At 64.9% G+C, this 15250-nt stretch carries 16 protein-coding genes; 7 read left to right on the forward strand and 9 right to left on the reverse strand.

Annotation, left to right across the window (positions count from 1 at the left end; all coding sequences use genetic code 11):
- Nucleotides 1-6 precede the first annotated feature (6 nt).
- The 3 genes from DBZ32_RS02380 to DBZ32_RS02390 form a co-directional block, all read right to left on the reverse strand.
- The gene (locus DBZ32_RS02380; RefSeq protein WP_268877930.1) at nt 7-498 is read right to left on the reverse strand and encodes an ATP-dependent zinc protease family protein; all 492 of its coding nucleotides are present in this window, start codon (nt 496-498) and stop codon (nt 7-9) included.
- 497 nt (nt 499-995) lie between these two features.
- Nucleotides 996-2297: an O-acetylhomoserine aminocarboxypropyltransferase gene (locus DBZ32_RS02385; protein WP_119165525.1), complete on the reverse strand. Its 1302-nt coding sequence runs from the start codon at nt 2295-2297 to the stop codon at nt 996-998.
- A 28-nt stretch (nt 2298-2325) separates the two neighbouring features.
- Nucleotides 2326-2823, reverse strand: coding sequence for a CoA-binding protein (locus tag DBZ32_RS02390; protein ID WP_119166311.1), 498 nt, complete (start codon nt 2821-2823; stop codon nt 2326-2328).
- A 215-nt stretch (nt 2824-3038) separates the two neighbouring features.
- Here DBZ32_RS02390 and DBZ32_RS02395 point away from each other — a divergent pair, with 215 nt between their 5' ends.
- Entirely contained in the window at nt 3039-4040 is a 1002-nt protein-coding gene (locus tag DBZ32_RS02395; RefSeq protein WP_162906521.1) for a magnesium transporter, read from the forward strand.
- On the opposite strand, the gene DBZ32_RS02400 is transcribed toward DBZ32_RS02395, so the two are convergent.
- Together DBZ32_RS02400 and DBZ32_RS02405 are read right to left on the reverse strand one after the other, a co-directional pair.
- Nucleotides 4037-5080: a tetratricopeptide repeat protein gene (locus DBZ32_RS02400; RefSeq protein WP_119165527.1), complete on the reverse strand. Its 1044-nt coding sequence runs from the start codon at nt 5078-5080 to the stop codon at nt 4037-4039. The two genes, DBZ32_RS02395 and DBZ32_RS02400, sit on opposite strands and share 4 nt — an antisense overlap.
- Nucleotides 5081-5169: 89 nt before the next feature.
- Nucleotides 5170-5988, reverse strand: a complete 819-nt coding sequence (locus DBZ32_RS02405; protein WP_235829973.1) for an enoyl-CoA hydratase — start codon at nt 5986-5988, stop codon at nt 5170-5172.
- A 113-nt stretch (nt 5989-6101) separates the two neighbouring features.
- On the opposite strand from DBZ32_RS02405, the gene DBZ32_RS02410 reads away from it, so the two are divergent.
- Nucleotides 6102-6554 carry a PaaI family thioesterase gene (locus DBZ32_RS02410; protein ID WP_235829975.1) on the forward strand — a complete coding sequence of 151 codons (453 nt, stop codon included), beginning with the start codon at nt 6102-6104 and terminating at the stop codon, nt 6552-6554.
- Nucleotides 6555-6594: 40 nt separating this feature from the next.
- Here the strand turns inward: DBZ32_RS02410 and DBZ32_RS02415 are convergent, their stop codons facing one another.
- Nucleotides 6595-7239 carry a DsbA family oxidoreductase gene (locus DBZ32_RS02415; protein ID WP_119165528.1) on the reverse strand — a complete coding sequence of 215 codons (645 nt, stop codon included), beginning with the start codon at nt 7237-7239 and terminating at the stop codon, nt 6595-6597.
- Between the two features lie 124 nt (nt 7240-7363).
- Here DBZ32_RS02415 and DBZ32_RS02420 point away from each other — a divergent pair, with 124 nt between their 5' ends.
- The 5 genes from DBZ32_RS02420 (at nt 7364) to DBZ32_RS02440 (ending at nt 12456) form a co-directional block, all read left to right on the forward strand.
- Nucleotides 7364-9016 carry an acyl-CoA synthetase gene (locus tag DBZ32_RS02420; RefSeq protein ID WP_119165529.1) on the forward strand — a complete coding sequence of 551 codons (1653 nt, stop codon included), beginning with the start codon at nt 7364-7366 and terminating at the stop codon, nt 9014-9016.
- Nucleotides 9017-9020: 4 nt separating this feature from the next.
- Nucleotides 9021-9782, forward strand: a complete 762-nt coding sequence (locus DBZ32_RS02425; protein ID WP_119165530.1) for an SDR family NAD(P)-dependent oxidoreductase — start codon at nt 9021-9023, stop codon at nt 9780-9782.
- Nucleotides 9783-9852: 70 nt separating this feature from the next.
- A complete protein-coding gene (locus DBZ32_RS02430; RefSeq protein ID WP_119165531.1) occupies nt 9853-11070 on the forward strand; it encodes an acyl-CoA dehydrogenase family protein in 1218 nt (405 codons plus the stop codon).
- A 4-nt stretch (nt 11071-11074) separates the two neighbouring features.
- On the forward strand, nt 11075-12109 hold the full coding sequence (locus DBZ32_RS02435) for a phosphotransferase family protein (protein ID WP_235829977.1): 1035 nt from the start codon (nt 11075-11077) through the stop codon (nt 12107-12109).
- Entirely contained in the window at nt 12106-12456 is a 351-nt protein-coding gene (locus tag DBZ32_RS02440; RefSeq protein ID WP_162906522.1) for a DUF6285 domain-containing protein, read from the forward strand. The genes DBZ32_RS02435 and DBZ32_RS02440 overlap by 4 nt, the downstream gene beginning before the upstream one ends.
- 106 nt (nt 12457-12562) lie before the next feature.
- Here DBZ32_RS02440 and DBZ32_RS02445 read toward each other — a convergent pair whose 3' ends face one another.
- The 3 genes from DBZ32_RS02445 to DBZ32_RS02455 all read right to left on the reverse strand — a co-directional run bounded on the left by DBZ32_RS02445 (nt 12563) and on the right by DBZ32_RS02455 (nt 15193).
- Nucleotides 12563-13486 carry a histone H1-like repetitive region-containing protein gene (locus DBZ32_RS02445; RefSeq protein WP_119165533.1) on the reverse strand — a complete coding sequence of 308 codons (924 nt, stop codon included), beginning with the start codon at nt 13484-13486 and terminating at the stop codon, nt 12563-12565.
- A gap of 152 nt (nt 13487-13638) precedes the next feature.
- Complete coding sequence (locus DBZ32_RS02450) at nt 13639-14673, reverse strand: bifunctional riboflavin kinase/FAD synthetase (protein WP_119165534.1); 1035 nt, start codon at nt 14671-14673, stop codon at nt 13639-13641.
- Between the two features lie 7 nt (nt 14674-14680).
- Nucleotides 14681-15193, reverse strand: coding sequence for a flavin reductase family protein (locus DBZ32_RS02455; protein ID WP_119165535.1), 513 nt, complete (start codon nt 15191-15193; stop codon nt 14681-14683).
- Nucleotides 15194-15250 lie beyond the last annotated feature (57 nt).

Raw genomic sequence — 15250 nt, forward strand, 5'->3', positions numbered from 1 at the left:
TCCTCTCTACTTTGACCTGCTGGATACTGGCTTGCCGGAGCGTTGTTTGCCGCTTGTCAGAGTGAAGGAGCGTCCAGGATCGACCAGAAGATGCTGCCGCAGCGCCTGGCGGCCAAGCAGCATGCGAAAGCTCATCTGGTCGCGGTTGGTCAGGGTCATCTCGATCGGCCACTCTTCCCCGCCGACCTTCAAGGAGGTCTCGACGACGTAGCGATGTTCCTTCTCACCGTTCGAGGAGACCACGACGCGTTCGTCGATCAAGACGGCCTCGCACAACACCTCAGGGTCCCTGAGCCGCTGTAGCGGATGCACACGGAAGCGCAGCAAGCGGCGACCGCCGCGTTGAAATTGCTCGATACGAAAGGCATGCAGCGCCGAAGTCCGAGCACCGGTATCGATTTTGGCCTTGATCTTCTCTATGCCGAGTTCGGGCATGGCGACCCACTCGCGCCACCCGACGACGGTTTTCTTCGGTTTTGCTCGACCTATCGAAACCAAGCCTTACGGTCCTGCGCTCAGCGCGCTTAGCGGTTCAGATGACCGCCAGCGGCAGGATGAAGCCGACTCTAAGCCTGTGGCCCCAAGAGTGCGCCATCAACGACGACGGCTCTGCGCTGCCTTGGGACCGCGAGAAGACTTCAGGCTCAGGTTTGCGAGTTGTCGGTCTCAGAAAATACCTAAACGGGGCGGCTGTCATAAAGTTCCATTGATACACCAAAGTACCAACGTCACTAGCCACCGTCTTCAATTGTTTGCACTCGGCAAACTGATCTATCACAAACTATCCGTGAGCTTTTTGACCCAGGTTCAGGTCACGCACGGCGGTTTCGGAGAACATTATATCGACTATTTTTTCTTTGGGGGAGAAACTATTTTTGAGTGCGATCGCTGCGAAATGAAGATCCGATTTGCAAGGACGCCTGGCCGCGATGGCCGAACGTCAAGTCAGCCGCCGGAGACCTGGTCTCGTCAGAGACGAGACCAGATCCAACGACTTACTCCGCCGCTTTTCTCTCCGCCTGCATCAGCGCCTGATCGAGATCGGCGATGATGTCGTCGAGCGTTTCGATGCCGATCGACAGGCGCACCACCTCGGGGCCGGCGCCGGCGGCCATCTGCTGTTCCAGAGTCAACTGACGGTGCGTGGTCGAGGCGGGGTGGATGATCAGCGAGCGGGTATCGCCGATATTGGCGAGGTGGCTCAGCATCTCGCAGTTCTCGACCACCGCGCGACCGGCCTCGTAGCCGCCCTTGACGCCGAAAGTGAAGACGGCGCCCGCGCCCTTGGGCAGGTACCGGTCGGTCAGCGGCTTGTATTTGCTAGAGCCCAGGCCGGCGTAGGAGACCCACTCGACCTGCGGATGTCCCTCCAGGAACTCGGCCACCGCCAGCGCGTTGATGCAGTGTCGCTCCATGCGCAGCGACAGAGTCTCGCTGCCGAGCAGGGTCAGCCAGGCGTTCATGGGGGATTGGCAGGGCCCCAGATCGCGCAGGCCGACCGCATGGGCATGCATGGTGAAGGCCAGATCCCCGAAGGTCTCGTAGAAGTTCAGCCCGTGGTAAGCCTCTTCGGGGCCGGCCAAGCTGGGAAACTTGTTGTTCCGGGACCAGTCGAAGCGGCCGGAGTCGATGATGGCGCCGCCCATGGCGGTCCCATTGCCGGTCAGAAACTTGGTGGTCGAATGCACCACCAGCGTGGCGCCGAAATCGATCGGCCGGCAGAGGTAGGGCGTGGCCATGGTGTTGTCGACGATGAGCGGGATCCCGGCCTTGTCCGCAATGGCTGCGATCGCTTCCAGGTCCGTGACGACGCCGCCGGGATTGGCGAGGGATTCGCAGAAGATCGCCTTGCTCTTCGGACCTACAGCGGCGCGCACGGCCTCGTGATCGTCGAAGTCGACGAACCGGACGGCCCAGCCGAACTTCCGGAAAGACTTCGAGAGCTGGGTGATCGAACCGCCGTAGAGGCGGGTCGAGGCGATTACTTCCTCGCCCGCTTCCATCAAGGGGAACAGTGCGAGCAGTTGCGCCGAGTGGCCGGAAGAACAGGCCGTGCCGCCCCGTCCGCCCTCCAGCGCAGCGAGCCGCTCCTCCAAGGCCGACACCGTCGGGTTGGTCAGTCGCGAATAGATGAAACCGAAGCTCTGGAGATTGAAAAGACTGGCCGCGTGGTCGGCATCTTCGAAGACGTAGGAGGTGGTCTGATAGATCGGTGTCTGCCGCGCGCCTGTGACCGGATCCGGCTGAGTGCCGGCATGAAGCTGCAATGTCTCGAAACCGGGTGTGTCGCTACTCATGATCGCAGTGCCTCCCTCGGTGGTTCCTTCACGCGCCGAGCTTGCGGCGCTTGGAGCTTATGATGCCGGAATTGAAGCCGCCCCACGAGAGCTCGGCGTTCAGGCGGCCGAATTCGATCTTTGGGCAGCGGTCCATCACCACTTGCAGTCCGGCGGCCTCGGCGCGCGCGGCCGCTGGCTCGTTGCGCACGCCGAGCTGCATCCAGATAGTGCGGATCGCTTTGCTATCCTTCAAGGCAATTGCCTCCTCGACGATGGCACCGGCCGCCTCCGAATTGCGGAAGATGTCGACCAGCTCGAAGCTGTCGGGGATCTCCGCCAGACTGGCGTAGCAGGTCTCGTTCAGAAGGGGTTTTCCAGCCTGTCCGGGGTTGACCGGGATCACCCGATAGCCCTTTGTCTGCAGGTACTTCATCGCGAAGTGGCTGGGCCGGTTCCAGTTGGCGGAGGCGCCGACCATCGCAATGGTCTTGGTCTCCTTGAGGATACGGCGCAGGTAGCTGTCGGCGTAACTGTCGTGAGTCATCGTAATCCAGGCTTCGGCGAAAGAGGGCATTGCGTGGTCGGTTGGACGAACGCCGGAGCGGCGATGTTCGGGCGACTGCCGACAAGATGCTCCGAATTCCGGGAAACGATCAACTTTCGTGCGTTCGGCTTCTCCAGCGAGCGAACTTCCAAGGCGTCGGTCTGGGACGCGACAGGGTCAAAGCGACTCGGAGAGCGGAAAGAGGGGCGTTGGGAATGGCGACGATCGAGACCTTCTGGCCGGGCCTGCGCAGGCAGCCGCACGAGAGCGCTCGGGCGCACATGGCGAGCAGGGTCCCGCGGGCAGAAACCGGCGACAGCGCCGCCGTGGTTCTGGACGACCTGCGTGGACGGCACTTCGATTGCGCAGAGGCAGTCTTCGTAACCGACCGCGACGGCCGTCTGGAAGGGATCGTCCATATCAGCGATCTGCTGGCGGCACGCCCCGACCAGGCGATGGCGGAGCTCATGGAGCCAGAGCATACGGCCGTTCATCCGGATCAGGATCAGGAAGCCGTCGCGCTGGCCGCGCTGCGCCTCGGCCTGGTTGCGGTTCCGGTGGTGGATCATGCCGGCCTGCTGCTCGGCGCCGTACCGCCTCAGGCGCTGGCTCTCATTCTTCGCCGTGAGCACGACGAGGATCTGCAACGTCTCGCTGGCATCTCGCGGGATGGCGACGACATCGCGCGGGGCGCTCTGGAGGCACCGCTTGGCGATCGACTGAAGCGCCGCCTGCCGTGGCTGGTGATCGGCCTGCTGGCCTCGTCGCTAGCGACCCTCGTGGTCGCGCGCTTCGAACACACCTTGAATGCGAACGTCGCCGTCGCCTTCTTCGTGCCGGCCCTGGTCTACATCGCCGGGGCGATCGGCACCCAGGCCGTGTCTGTCGCCGTTCGCGGCCTCGGTGCCCGTCGCATGGCGATGGGGCCTCTTCTGCTGCGGGAACTGGCAACGGGCAGCTTGATTGGTTTGGCACTGGGGTCGATCGTCGTGTTGCCGGTCTGGTGGATCTTCGACGACGGGCTGTTGGCGCTCGCCGTGGCGCTGGCCGTGCTCGGCGCCGGTACGGTTTCGGCCGTCATCGGCCTGGCGCTGCCCTGGGGCTTTCAGCGCCTGGGTTTCGACCCCGCGCTGGGCAGCGGCCCGATCTGCACCATCCTGCAGGATGTGCTCAGTCTGCTGATCTACTTCACGGTGGTGACCCTGTTGCTGCTCTAACGCACGCCATAGGCCCTTAGCGCATCCAGCATGCAGGCGTCGAAATGTCCGCTGGCTTCGTAGTTGTTGATGACGAGGCGCTGCAGAGTCGGCGCGGGGCAATCGACGTTCGAGGCGAGGAAGGCGACCTCCCAGTTGGCCCAGTCGCGGCTTTCTTCGAACGCCTCCTGCAGCCAGCGGTCTGTTCGGCCCAACGGCGTGGAGAGATCGGCCCGTTTGCGCTCCCACCAGATGCGGGCGTCGTCCTCGGCCCGCCGGATCGCATCCCTTTCGAGGGATTCGCCCAGCTCTCTGGCACTGCGCGCCAGACCCTCGCCCAGGTTTTCCTGCGCGGTCATCAGCCAGCGCAAGGCCTCCTCCCGACCGCCGACCACGGAGGGTTCCGTCGCGCCGGCCCGGGCGAGCGGGAGAAGCGCCGTGGGGTCGCCCAGGTCGGTTGCGCGAATCAGCCAGCGGACGCCGCGTTCCTCGTCGACCGGAAGGCCGTTGCCATAGAGGTAGCGGACGCCCAGCGCGATCGCGGCCGAAGAGCGGCCGGCCTCCGCCGCGAGTTCCAGCCAAGCGACGGCGTCTTCCGGCCGTGCCTGGCTCTCCGCGTAGGCGCCGAAGCGTGCGGCACCGAGCCATTCCTGAGCGACGGCCAGCCCCGCCGCGGCACCGCGTTCGGCATAGTGCATGCGCGTTGCCAGATTCTGGCCGCGGCTGACCATGGCCTCCAGGGCACCGGGATGGCCGGCATCCGCCGTCGTCCCGAGCCAGGCCTGCAGCTGTTCGTCGGCCGCTTCGCGACTGGCGTGGGCGCGGCGCCAGCCCTCCATCGCCAGGCTCTTTGACAGCTGCGCGTCGGTCGCCAACAGATAGCGGGCGTCGCCGTCGCCTTGCTCGGCGAGCGGCAGCAGGATGTCGGCGGCGGACTCGGCGTCACCAGCGAGCAGGAGGTCGACGCCGATCTGCAGGTCGCCCAGCGGCACCTGAGCGCGCAGCGGCGCGGCGAGAAGCAGACAGCAGAAGAGAGGTAGGACGAAGCGGGGCAGGTTCATCGCCTCTGCCTAGCGCAGTCGACGGGCCGGGTGCAATCAGGGTCGCGAAAAGATCCCCATGAGACGGGTTTCAGCGGCGTGCCGCCCGATCAGCGATCCTTCCACACCGGTTTGCGCTTCTCGATGAAGGCATCCAGACCCTCGCCGGCGTCTTCGGCCATCATGTTACAGGCCATGATCTCGGCGGCATAGGCATAGGCCTCGTCCAGGCTCTTTTCGCGCTGCCGGTAGAACATCTGCTTGCCCATCCGCACGGCCACCGCCGATTTGGCCAGGATCTTGCCGGTCATATCGGCCACAGCGGCATCGAGTTCCGCCGCCGGAACGACACGGTTGACCAGCCCCCATTGCAGCGCTTGCTCCGCACTTATGAAATCGCCGGTCACCAGCATTTCGAAGGCCGGCTTGGTGGGAACGTTCCGGCTCAGCGCCACGGCCGGGGTCGAGCAGAAGAGGCCGGCGTTGATCCCGCTGGTCGCGAAGCGCGCCTCTTCGGCTGCCACGGCCAGGTCGCAGGTCGCCACCAGCTGACAGCCCGCCGCCGTCGCGAGGCCCTGGACCTTGGCGATAACCGGCTGTGGCAGGCGTACGATGGCCAGCATCATATCGCTACAGGCCGCGAACAGGCGCCGGTAGTACCCTTCCTCCGGCGTTCCGCGCATCTGCTTCAGATCGTGTCCGGGGCAGAAGGCCTTGCCGGCGCTCTCGATCACCACGACGCGCAGAGTGTCGTCCTGGGCGATCCGGCCCAGTTCCTCCGTCAGTGCGGCGAGCAGCTCTTCGGAAAGGGCGTTGTAGGCCCTTGGCCGATTGAGGGTCAGCCTTGCGACCCCGGCCGTATCCTGGCGAAGCAGGATCGGCGTTTCCTCCGTGTGACCGGAGTCCAGTTGCATGGCGTCCTCGGGCATGGAGTTCCTTCCCGGTCGTGTCTGGTTGCAGGCAGTGGAAAAGTCTGGGCCTTCCGCCGGGGGCCTTGCAAGCGCTATGACAGGAAAAACGACATGGGAAGGGGAGCGTCCGCATGACCAGCCGAACGACAGCCGAGCGCCTGCCGTTGATCGACAAGGATATGATCAAGCGGGAACTGGACCCGCAGCTCCCCCTGGTCGAGAAACTTGGAATGGAGACCGTGGAGTTGGGCTGGGGCCGTTGCCAGGCCCGTTTGCCGGATCATGCGGATCTGCTGCGTCCGGGCGGGACGATCAGCGGCCCGGCGATGATGGCGCTGGCAGACTATGCCATGTGGATCGCGGTCATGGCGGCGATCGGCCGGCTCGAACTGGCGGTCACCACCAATCTCTCGATCAATTTCCTGCGCAAGCCGCAGCCGGGCGCCTTGATCGGTGACTGCCGTCTGTTGAAGGTCGGCCAGCGGCTGGCCTATGGCGAGGTCTCGATCTACGCCGAGGGCGGCGACCCGGGCAGCCCGGTCGCGCATGTCACCTCGACCTACTCCATACCGCCACGGTCGTGAGCCGCAGTCGCTCCGCTTGCCCGCGTTCGATCAAACTGACTCACGCTTCGGCAGCTTGCGCGCCTTCGCGGCCGAGGTCGAAGAGCTTGTGCAGCACTTCCGGTGGCTGGGCGCCGGGTACCGCATGGCGGCGATTCACGATGAAGGTCGGAACACCGGTGATGCCGGCCTGGCGCCCGCCGAGGTCTTCGCTCTCGACGGCGCTGCGCTCTTCGTCGCTGGCAAGAAAGCGTGCGGCTTCCTGAGCGTCGATCCCCGCCTCGGCGGCGAGTTCGACGAGCAGGGCCGTATCGCCGATGTCGCTGCCCTCCAGGAAGTAGGCTCTGAACAGCCGTTCGACCACAGCCTCTTCGCGGTCGAGGCGTGCGGCGAGACGAATGAGGCGATGGGCGTTGACGGTGTTGGGGGTGCGCCGGATTTTGTCGAAGGCGAAATCGATTCCGACCTCTGCCCCCACGGTGCCGATCTGATTGTACAGACGCTGAGCGTTCTCGGCGCCACCGAACTTCTGTTCGAGATAGGCCTGACGCCCCATACCCTCGGCTGGCATATCGGGGTTGAGCTGAAAGGCGCGCCAGCGCACCACGAGCCCCGGCTGCGGCCGCTCGGCAAAGGCCGCCTCGAGTCGGCGCTTGCCGATGAAACACCAGGGACAGATCACATCGGAGAAGATATCGAGTTCCATGGCCTCCAGAGTGGAACGCCTGGGCCGAACCCGCAAGTCACGAGCTTGCGAGACTGGTTCGCTTGGCGGTAGGCCTCTATGCTCGCGGGCAAGTAACGAGAAGAGCGAGGGAAGGGAGCGCCTCATGGCCGACGCCGGCCAGCTGTCGATCTACGAACGCGATCTCGATCGCAGCGCCGCCAACTGGGCCGCCCTCTCGCCGCTGAGCTTCCTCAAGCGCGCCGAACGCGTTTACCCGAACAAGCCAGCCGTCATTCACGACCGTGTCTACAGCTACGCCGAACTTGGCGCGCGGGCGCGCCGCCTTGCCTCGGCTCTGCGGCGGCGCGGGATCGGCCGGGGCGATACCGTCTCCGTCATGGCGCCCAACGTGCCCGCGTTGCTGGAGGCGCACTTCGGCGTTCCGCTGGCCGGTGCCGTGCTCAATCCCCTGAACATCCGCCTGGACGCCGCGAACCTCGCCTTCATTCTGGAACACGGCGAAGCCAAGGTCCTGATCACCGACCGGGAGTTCGCCCCGACGATCGAGCGCGCGCTCAAGCAGGTCTCCAAGCGCCCCCTGGTGATCGACATCGACGATCCCCTGACGGAAGCGCAGGGCGGCGAACGCGGTGCCAGGCTTGGCGAGCTGGACTACGAAGCCTTCCTGGCCGAGGGCGATCCGGACTTTCCCTGGAGCCTGCCGGAGGACGAGTGGCAGGCGCTCTGTCTGCTCTATACCTCCGGCACCACGGGCAACCCCAAGGGGGTCGTCTATCATCATCGCGGCGCCTACCTGAACGCCGTCGGGCAGGCCGTGACCTACGGTCTCGACCGCAACAGCGTCTATCTGTGGACGCTGCCGATGTTCCACTGCTCGGGTTGGACCTTCACCTGGGGCGTCACGGCCGCCCAGGCGACGCACGTTTGCTTGCGGCGGGTCGATCCCGGGCTGGTCTATCCCCTGATCGAGGAACGCGCTGTGACCCACCTCTGCGGCGCGCCGATCGTGTTGAATATGCTGGCGCACGCTCCGGCCGAGGTGCGGCGCGACCTGCGGCGACCGGTCCTGGTGGTAACCGGCGGTGCGGCGCCGCCCTCGACCGTGATCGCCAACCTGGAAAAGCAGGGCTTCAGCGTGGTCCATGCCTACGGCCTCACGGAGTGCTATGGACCGGCGACCTACTGCGCCTCCCAGAAGGACTGGTCCGATTTGGACCTGGAGCAGCGCGCCTCCCGCATGGCGCGCCAGGGCGTCGGCTACGTCACTCTGGAAGAGGCGACCGTGCTCGATCCGCAAACGCTATCGGAAGTGCCGCGCGACGGCGAGACCATGGGCGAGCTGATGTTGCGCGGCAACACGGTGATGAAGGGCTACCTGAAAAACCCCAGCGCGACGGATGACGCTTTCGCGGGTGGCTGGTTTCACACCGGCGATCTCGGTGTGCTGCACCCCGACGGATACATCGAGGTCAAGGACCGCTCGAAGGACGTCATCATCTCCGGCGGTGAGAATATCTCCTCCCTGGAAGTCGAAGAGGCGCTCTATCGCCACCCGAAAGTGCTGGAGGCCGCCGTGGTCGCCAAGCCCGACGAACGCTGGGGCGAGACACCTTGCGCCTTCGTCACGCTGAAGCCCGAGGCGGAGGCGACGGCCGACGAGATCATCGCCTTCTGCCGCGATAACCTGGCCCACTACAAGGCGCCCAGAACGGTGATCTTTCGCGACTTGCCAAAGACCTCGACCGGCAAGGTCCAGAAGTTTGTTCTCCGGGAAGATGCAAAGAGTATCAGCTAGTTATATGACCTTATTCGATTTGACCGGGAAGAACGCTCTGGTGACCGGAGCGTCCAGTGGGCTCGGCCGCCACTTCGCTCACGTGCTGAGTGGCGCCGGTGCGAGGATTGCAATCGCGGCCCGGCGCACCGAACGTTTGGAGCGGTTGCAGAGCGAGATCGAGGCACAGGGCGGCCGCGCGCTGCCGATCGAGCTGGATGTGCGCGACGCGGCTTCGGTGCGCAGTGCCGTCGGCTGCGCGGAAACCGAACTCGGACCGATCCACCTGCTGATCAACAACGCGGGAGTCGCGGACTCCAAGCCGGTTCTGGAACTGGCCGAAGAGGACTGGGACCGGGTGGTCGATACCAATCTCAAGGGCGCCTGGCTGGTGGCGCAAGAAACGGCGCGCCACATGGTGCGGCTTGGCCACGGCGGCAATATCGTCAATATCGCCTCGATCCTCGGCCTGCGCGGAACCGGACAGGTCGCCGGATACTGCGCGGCCAAGGCCGGGCTCCTCAACCTCACCCGTGCGATGGCGGCGGAGCTGGCCCGTCACGATATCCGGGTCAATGCGCTGGCGCCGGGCTATGTCGTCACCGACATCAACCGTGACTTTCTGGAAAGCGAGGCGGGCGAAGCGCTTCTGCGTCGGGTTCCGCAGCGGCGCTTTGCCGAACTCGGCGATCTGGACGGCCCCTTGCTGCTGCTCGCCTCGGACGCGTCGCGCTATATGACCGGGACGGTCGTCGCCGTCGACGGTGGCCAGTCGGCGATCGTATGAAACCCTCTATGTTGTTCGTGATGCGCCGCTTCGCAGCGGTCGCCGAGCTTTAGCCTTAGGAGTCCTACCCGTGGAATTTGCCCTGTCGCCCGAGATGGAGCGTTTGCGCCGGGAGATTCGCGCCTTCGTCGCGGAGGAGATCCTACCGCTGGAGAGCGACCCTGCCAGTTTCGACGATCACGAGAACATCCGTCTCGACCTCGTGAAGGATCTGCAGACGAAAGCCAAGGCCGCGGGGCTGTGGTCGCTTCAGATGCCCAAGGCGCGGGGCGGGCAGGGCCTTCCAGTCGTTGGGATGGCGGCTTGTTACGAGGAGATGGGGCGTTCGATTTTCGGGCCGGTCTGCTTCAACAGTGCCGCGCCCGACGACGGCAACATGATGGTGCTGGAGAAGATCGGAACGGCCGCCCAGAAGGAGCGCTGGTTGCAGCCCATCGTCGATGGCGAAGTCCGCTCCTCCTTCGTGATGACGGAGCCCCACCCGGGCGGGGGCTCCGATCCGGGGATGATCCAGACCTTCGCGGAGAAGCGCGGCGACCGCTGGGTGATCGAGGGCCGCAAGTGGTACATCACGGGCGCTGGCCTGGCGCAGCACTTCATCCTGATCGCACGGACCAATCCGGACAGGTCCGACACGCGCAAGCACCTTAGCGCCTTCTTGTTCGACCGCGATCAGCCGGGCTGGCGGATCGAGCGGCGTATCCCGATCATGGGTCCCGAGGAACACGGCGGCCATTGCGAGCTGCAGTTCGACGGCCTGGAGATCCCGGACGAGAACCGTCTGATGGAGGTCGGCGACGGCCTGAAGCTGACGCAGATGCGCTTGGGAACGGCCCGTCTGACTCACTGCATGCGTTGGCTGGGCATGGCCAAGCGTGCCTTGGAGATTGCCAGCGACTACGTTCAGGAACGCCAAGGATTCGGCGTCCGGCTGTCCGAGCGGGAATCGGTGCAGGGCCTGCTGGGCCACGCCGCGATGCAGATCGAGATCGGGCGGTTGCTGACGATGCGGGCGGCGGCCAAGCTCGATAGCGGGGACTTCGCGCGCAAGGAAGTCTCGATGGCCAAGATCCAGGTCGCCGACACGCTGCAGCAGGCGGTCGATACCGCGATCCAGCTTTGCGGCGCGCGTGGCTACTCCAAGGACACACCGCTGGAGTGGATGTACCGCTATGCCCGTCAGGCCCGTCTCGTGGACGGCGCCAGCGAGGTTCACCGCATGGTGTTGTCCCGCTTCCTGATGAAGGACGGGCAGAATTTCTTCGCATGGGACGAGGCAGAGGCCTGAAACGGTGCTGAGCGAAGCCAAAGGTGCGCTGGAAGCCTGGATGAGGCAGGCGGCACGCGCCGACGCCGTGAGCCTTGCCGAAGCCCGGCCTCTCTCCGGCGGTGCGATTCAAGAGAACTGGCTGCTGGAGGTCGATGTCCAGGGCGGACCTTTCGCCGGCCGTCAGGACTTGGTGCTGCGTACCGATGCGCCGTCCGGCGTTGCCGTCAGCCACGGCCGCGCCGAAGAATTCGCCTTGCTGCGTGCGGCGATTGCGGCCGGGGTCACGGTGCCCGAGCCGCTGTGGCTTTGTGAGGATCCCGATATCTTGGGCAAGACCTTCCAGGTCATGCGCAAGGTCGAAGGCGTCGCCCTGGGCACCAAGGTCGTCAAGGATCCGCGATTGGGTGGTGACCGCGCTGGGCTCGCCGAGCGGTTGGGGCGAGAGCTGGCGCGGATCCATTCCGTCCTGCCGCCGCACCCCGGTCTGGAGTTTTTGGGAGCAGCGCCCGCCGATCCGGCTCTGGCCGACGTGGCGCAACTGCGGGCCTACGTCGATGCGCTCGGTGAACCGCGACCCGTTCTGGAATGGGGATTGCGCTGGGCCGAACTGCATCCGCCGCCGCCGCCCGAAAAGCTCACGCTGGTCCACGGCGATTTTCGCACCGGCAACTACATGGTCGACGAAACGGGACTGACCGCCATTCTGGATTGGGAGTTCGCCGCCTGGGGCGACCCGGCGCGCGATCTCGGCTGGTTCTGTGCCGCTTGCTGGCGCTTCGGCCGCAACGATCTGGAAGCCGGAGGCATCGCGCCACGCGCAGCTTTTTATCGCGGCTATGAAGCCGAGTCCGGCCGCCGGATCGAGGCCGAGCGTGTCGCCTATTGGGAGGTCATGGCCCACATCCGCTGGGACGTGATCGCGTTGCAGCAGGGGCAGCGCCATTTGTCCGGCGCCGAGCGCAGTCTCGATCTCGCTCTGACGGGCCGCCGCGCGGCTGAGCTTGATCTGGCCATCTTGCGCTTAACGCCGCCAGAGGTCTGGAGAAGTGCCGGATGAGAGACAGGCCGAACGGGGGGGAGTTGCTGGCCGAAGCTCGGCGCGTTCTTAGCCAGGAACTGGCTCCGAACCTGACGGGCGAGCAGCGCTATACGGCCTTGCTGGTGGCCGCGGCGGTGGCAATCGTTCAGCGCGAGCTTGAGACGGGCGAGGCGCCGGCCGAAGCTGAAGCCTCGGCGCTGGCAAAGCTGCTGAATATGGAAGGCAGCCTCACGGACTTGAACGCCGCCCTGTCAGCCGCGCTGCGGTCCGGGAGGTTCGACCGATCGGACGAGGTTTATGCCTTGCTGCAGGACATCGTTGGACTGCGGGTTCAGGAGAGCAATCCTAACGCGCTCGACCCGTAGAGTTGAACGCTTCTGTCCACGCGGCTCGATGCCAAGGGTCCGATATAAGAAGGGAGGCCGCTTAACGGAGCGGCCTCCCCATCTTCTCAAAGCGCGGTCTTGAAACTTAAGAGCTTGAACCGCCGTTCGGCCGAGCCGTCGATGTCGGGCTTGCAGTCGTCGGCTTCGCTGCCGTCTTCGCAGGGGTCTTGCGGCTGCGGGTCATTCCAGCCTTCGGCGTCGCTGCGCCGTTTGCGGTTGTTTTCCGGACCGTCGTTTTACGAGCCGCCGTCTTACGGGCTGGCGCCTTCTTCGCAGCAGCTGGCTTCGAGGCCGCCGCCGTCCGGCTGGCAGGTTTCTTGGCTGCCGTCTTGCGGACTGTAGTCTTGCCGGCCGCAGTCTTCCCGGCCGTGGCCTTCTTTGCCGCGGGCTTCCGGGCAGCGGGCTTCCGAGCCGTGGTTTTCGAGGCAGCAGTCTTCGAAGCTGTCGCCCGGCGTGCCGTAGCGGATGTCGCGGGCTTCTTGGCTGCCGGCTTTCTCGCCACCGGCTTCTTACCGGCGGCCGCTTTTTTAGCCGCGGGTTTTTTGGCAGCGGTCTTTTTCGTAGCAGTCTTTTTCGCCACCGCCTTCTTCACGGCGGCGGCATCTTTCTTGGCCTTGGCCGTCTCGCGTTTCGCCTTCTTTTCGAAAGCGCCGGTCAGCTTTTTCAGCTCGCCGTCGATGCTCTTCTCGATCTGCTCGAGCTTTTTCGCAGCGGCCTTCTCGAGCTTGTCGAGCTCCGCGTCGAGGGTCTTGACGTAACCGCGGACCTTGGCGGACGAGAGCTCCTTGCTGACGTTCTTCTCGAGCGCCTGCAGTTGCTTCTCAACCTGTCCTGAGACAGTTACGACGCGCTTCTGCACTTTATCGAGCAGCTTGTCGAAGCGCCCGAGCTTGGATGACGAAGAAGCGGTCTTGGCAACAGCCGGCTTCCTCGCTGGTGTCTTTCTGGCAGCGTTGGCCGGCTTGGCCGTAGCCTTAGCCGTGGACTTCGATCGCGCGGCATTGGCCATGATTGGGTGTCCCCCTTCGCGTAGGTTCCCTGCGTGCAATCGGAAACGATGCACGCAACTGTCTCAAAGCATGCTGATATCTCGACGATTCGCACAAGTGTTTTTCGCTTGACAAGTCATTGGTGACGAACCGAGGCGTGTACTTTGCTTCTCTAACTGCCGGAGGTTGGTGCGACGCCTTCGCCTGGCGGGGCGCCGCGACGCACGAACGGCCCGGCAGGCCAATCCCCACGCCAATCTTCCCAGACCAATGTTTGTCTGGCCTTTTCGCAGTCGCTCGCCATCTGTGCCGTCAAGGCCTCGACGGTTTCGAAGCGCTGTTCGGGCCGCAGATAGTCGACAAGCGCAATACGTAAATGTCGACCGTAAAGATTGCCTGAATAATCGAACAAAAACGTTTCGAGCAGAGGTTCGTCGTAACCATACATCGGGGCAATCCCCAGATTGGCGACTCCGGGGAACCAGACGCGGGACTCGCTGGTGGCTTCCTCCAGGGCGGCGCGTACCGCGTAAACGCCGTAGGCCGGTCGCAGCAGGCTGGGACGCAGGGGAATGTTCGCCGTTGGAAAACCCAGCGTACGGCCGCGCTTGGCTCCGTGCCGGACACGCCCCTCGATTTCCCAGTAGCGCCCGAGCATCAGCGCCGCGCGGGTGGGGTTGCCGTCCGCGAGGTAGCTGCGCACCTGAGTCGAGGAATAAGCCTCGGCGAGTGAGCCGCCGACCCGTCGAACCACGGTGGTACCGAACCCTGCAGACTTGCCCGCGCGCTCGAGCAGAGCCGGATCGCCGCCGCGTTTGCGGCCGAAGCGGAAGTTGTCTCCGACCACGACATGCCGTAGGCCCAGGCCCGCGGTGAGAACCTCCGCAATGAAGTCGGCGGCCTCCAGTCCGGCGAGCCTGCGGGTGAAGGGCAGACAGTAGAGCCGCTCGACCCCGAGCGTCTGGAGCAGACGCGCCTTCGTTCTGAAAGCGGTCAGCCGGAAGGGAGGCTGATCGGGTTGGAAGAAGAGGCGAGGATGCGGTTCGAAGGTCAGCACGCCCAGCGGCGCGCCCAGCTCTTTCGCCTTGGCTCGGGCGATTTCGATCACCGCCTGATGACCGCGATGGACGCCGTCGAAGTTGCCGACGGCCACCACCGCGCCGCGCCCGTCGCTGGGGACGCTGCTGTGGTGGCGATAGAGTTGCATCTGCGGCTCAGTCCTCGGTCGCGGCGAAGCCGCCGAAGCGTCCGCGCAGAAAGATCAGCGGCTCGCCGATCTCGCGGCTCTGCAGGTCGACGATCTCGCCGAGGAAGATCAGATGATCTCCGCCATGGAAACGTTCGCGGACCTGACAGTCGAAAACGGCCAAGGCCAGCGGCAGGCGCGGAATTCCGGCGGTGCCGGGCGTCCAGTCGACTCCGGCCCACTTGTCTTCCAACGGCTTGGCGAAACGCTTCGCCAGCCCGGTTTGATCGGCGGGCAGCACGTTGATCGCAAAGTGGGTCGCCTGCTCGAAGGCCGGCCGGCTGAAGGACTTGCGCCCGAGACTCCAAAGGACCAGAGGCGGCTCAAGCGAAACGGAGTTGAAGGAGTTGCAGGTCAATCCGACCGGTTGTGCTTCGCCGTCGAGCGTTGTCGCGATGGTGACGCCGGTCGCGAACCAACCGAGAGCATGGCGCAAGGTCGTCGTGTCGGTCGGGCTTCCGCGACTCAGATCATCTCGCATGACGGCCTCCGTCAGCGACGAAGGCGCCGTGGCAGGTTTTCGGGGAGCATTCACGTG

This window comes from Algihabitans albus (assembly GCF_003572205.1).
GTDB classification, from domain to species: domain Bacteria; phylum Pseudomonadota; class Alphaproteobacteria; order Kiloniellales; family DSM-21159; genus Algihabitans; species Algihabitans albus.

Excerpts from the sequence above, each read along its gene's own strand:
- DBZ32_RS02385 (WP_119165525.1), bottom strand. The coding sequence starts at position 2,297 with ATGAGTAGCGACACACCCGGTTTCGAGACATTGCAGCTTCATGCCGGC.
- DBZ32_RS02390 (WP_119166311.1), bottom strand. The coding sequence starts at position 2,823 with ATGACTCACGACAGTTACGCCGACAGCTACCTGCGCCGTATCCTCAAG.
- DBZ32_RS02395 (WP_162906521.1), top strand. The coding sequence starts at position 3,039 with ATGGCGACGATCGAGACCTTCTGGCCGGGCCTGCGCAGGCAGCCGCAC.
- DBZ32_RS02400 (WP_119165527.1), bottom strand. The coding sequence starts at position 5,080 with ATGAACCTGCCCCGCTTCGTCCTACCTCTCTTCTGCTGTCTGCTTCTC.
- DBZ32_RS02405 (WP_235829973.1), bottom strand. The coding sequence starts at position 5,988 with ATGCCCGAGGACGCCATGCAACTGGACTCCGGTCACACGGAGGAAACG.
- DBZ32_RS02410 (WP_235829975.1), top strand. The coding sequence starts at position 6,102 with ATGACCAGCCGAACGACAGCCGAGCGCCTGCCGTTGATCGACAAGGAT.
- DBZ32_RS02415 (WP_119165528.1), bottom strand. The coding sequence starts at position 7,239 with ATGGAACTCGATATCTTCTCCGATGTGATCTGTCCCTGGTGTTTCATC.
- DBZ32_RS02420 (WP_119165529.1), top strand. The coding sequence starts at position 7,364 with ATGGCCGACGCCGGCCAGCTGTCGATCTACGAACGCGATCTCGATCGC.
- DBZ32_RS02425 (WP_119165530.1), top strand. The coding sequence starts at position 9,021 with ATGACCTTATTCGATTTGACCGGGAAGAACGCTCTGGTGACCGGAGCG.
- DBZ32_RS02440 (WP_162906522.1), top strand. The coding sequence starts at position 12,106 with ATGAGAGACAGGCCGAACGGGGGGGAGTTGCTGGCCGAAGCTCGGCGC.
- DBZ32_RS02445 (WP_119165533.1), bottom strand. The coding sequence starts at position 13,486 with ATGGCCAATGCCGCGCGATCGAAGTCCACGGCTAAGGCTACGGCCAAG.
- DBZ32_RS02450 (WP_119165534.1), bottom strand. The coding sequence starts at position 14,673 with ATGCAACTCTATCGCCACCACAGCAGCGTCCCCAGCGACGGGCGCGGC.
- DBZ32_RS02455 (WP_119165535.1), bottom strand. The coding sequence starts at position 15,193 with ATGCGAGATGATCTGAGTCGCGGAAGCCCGACCGACACGACGACCTTG.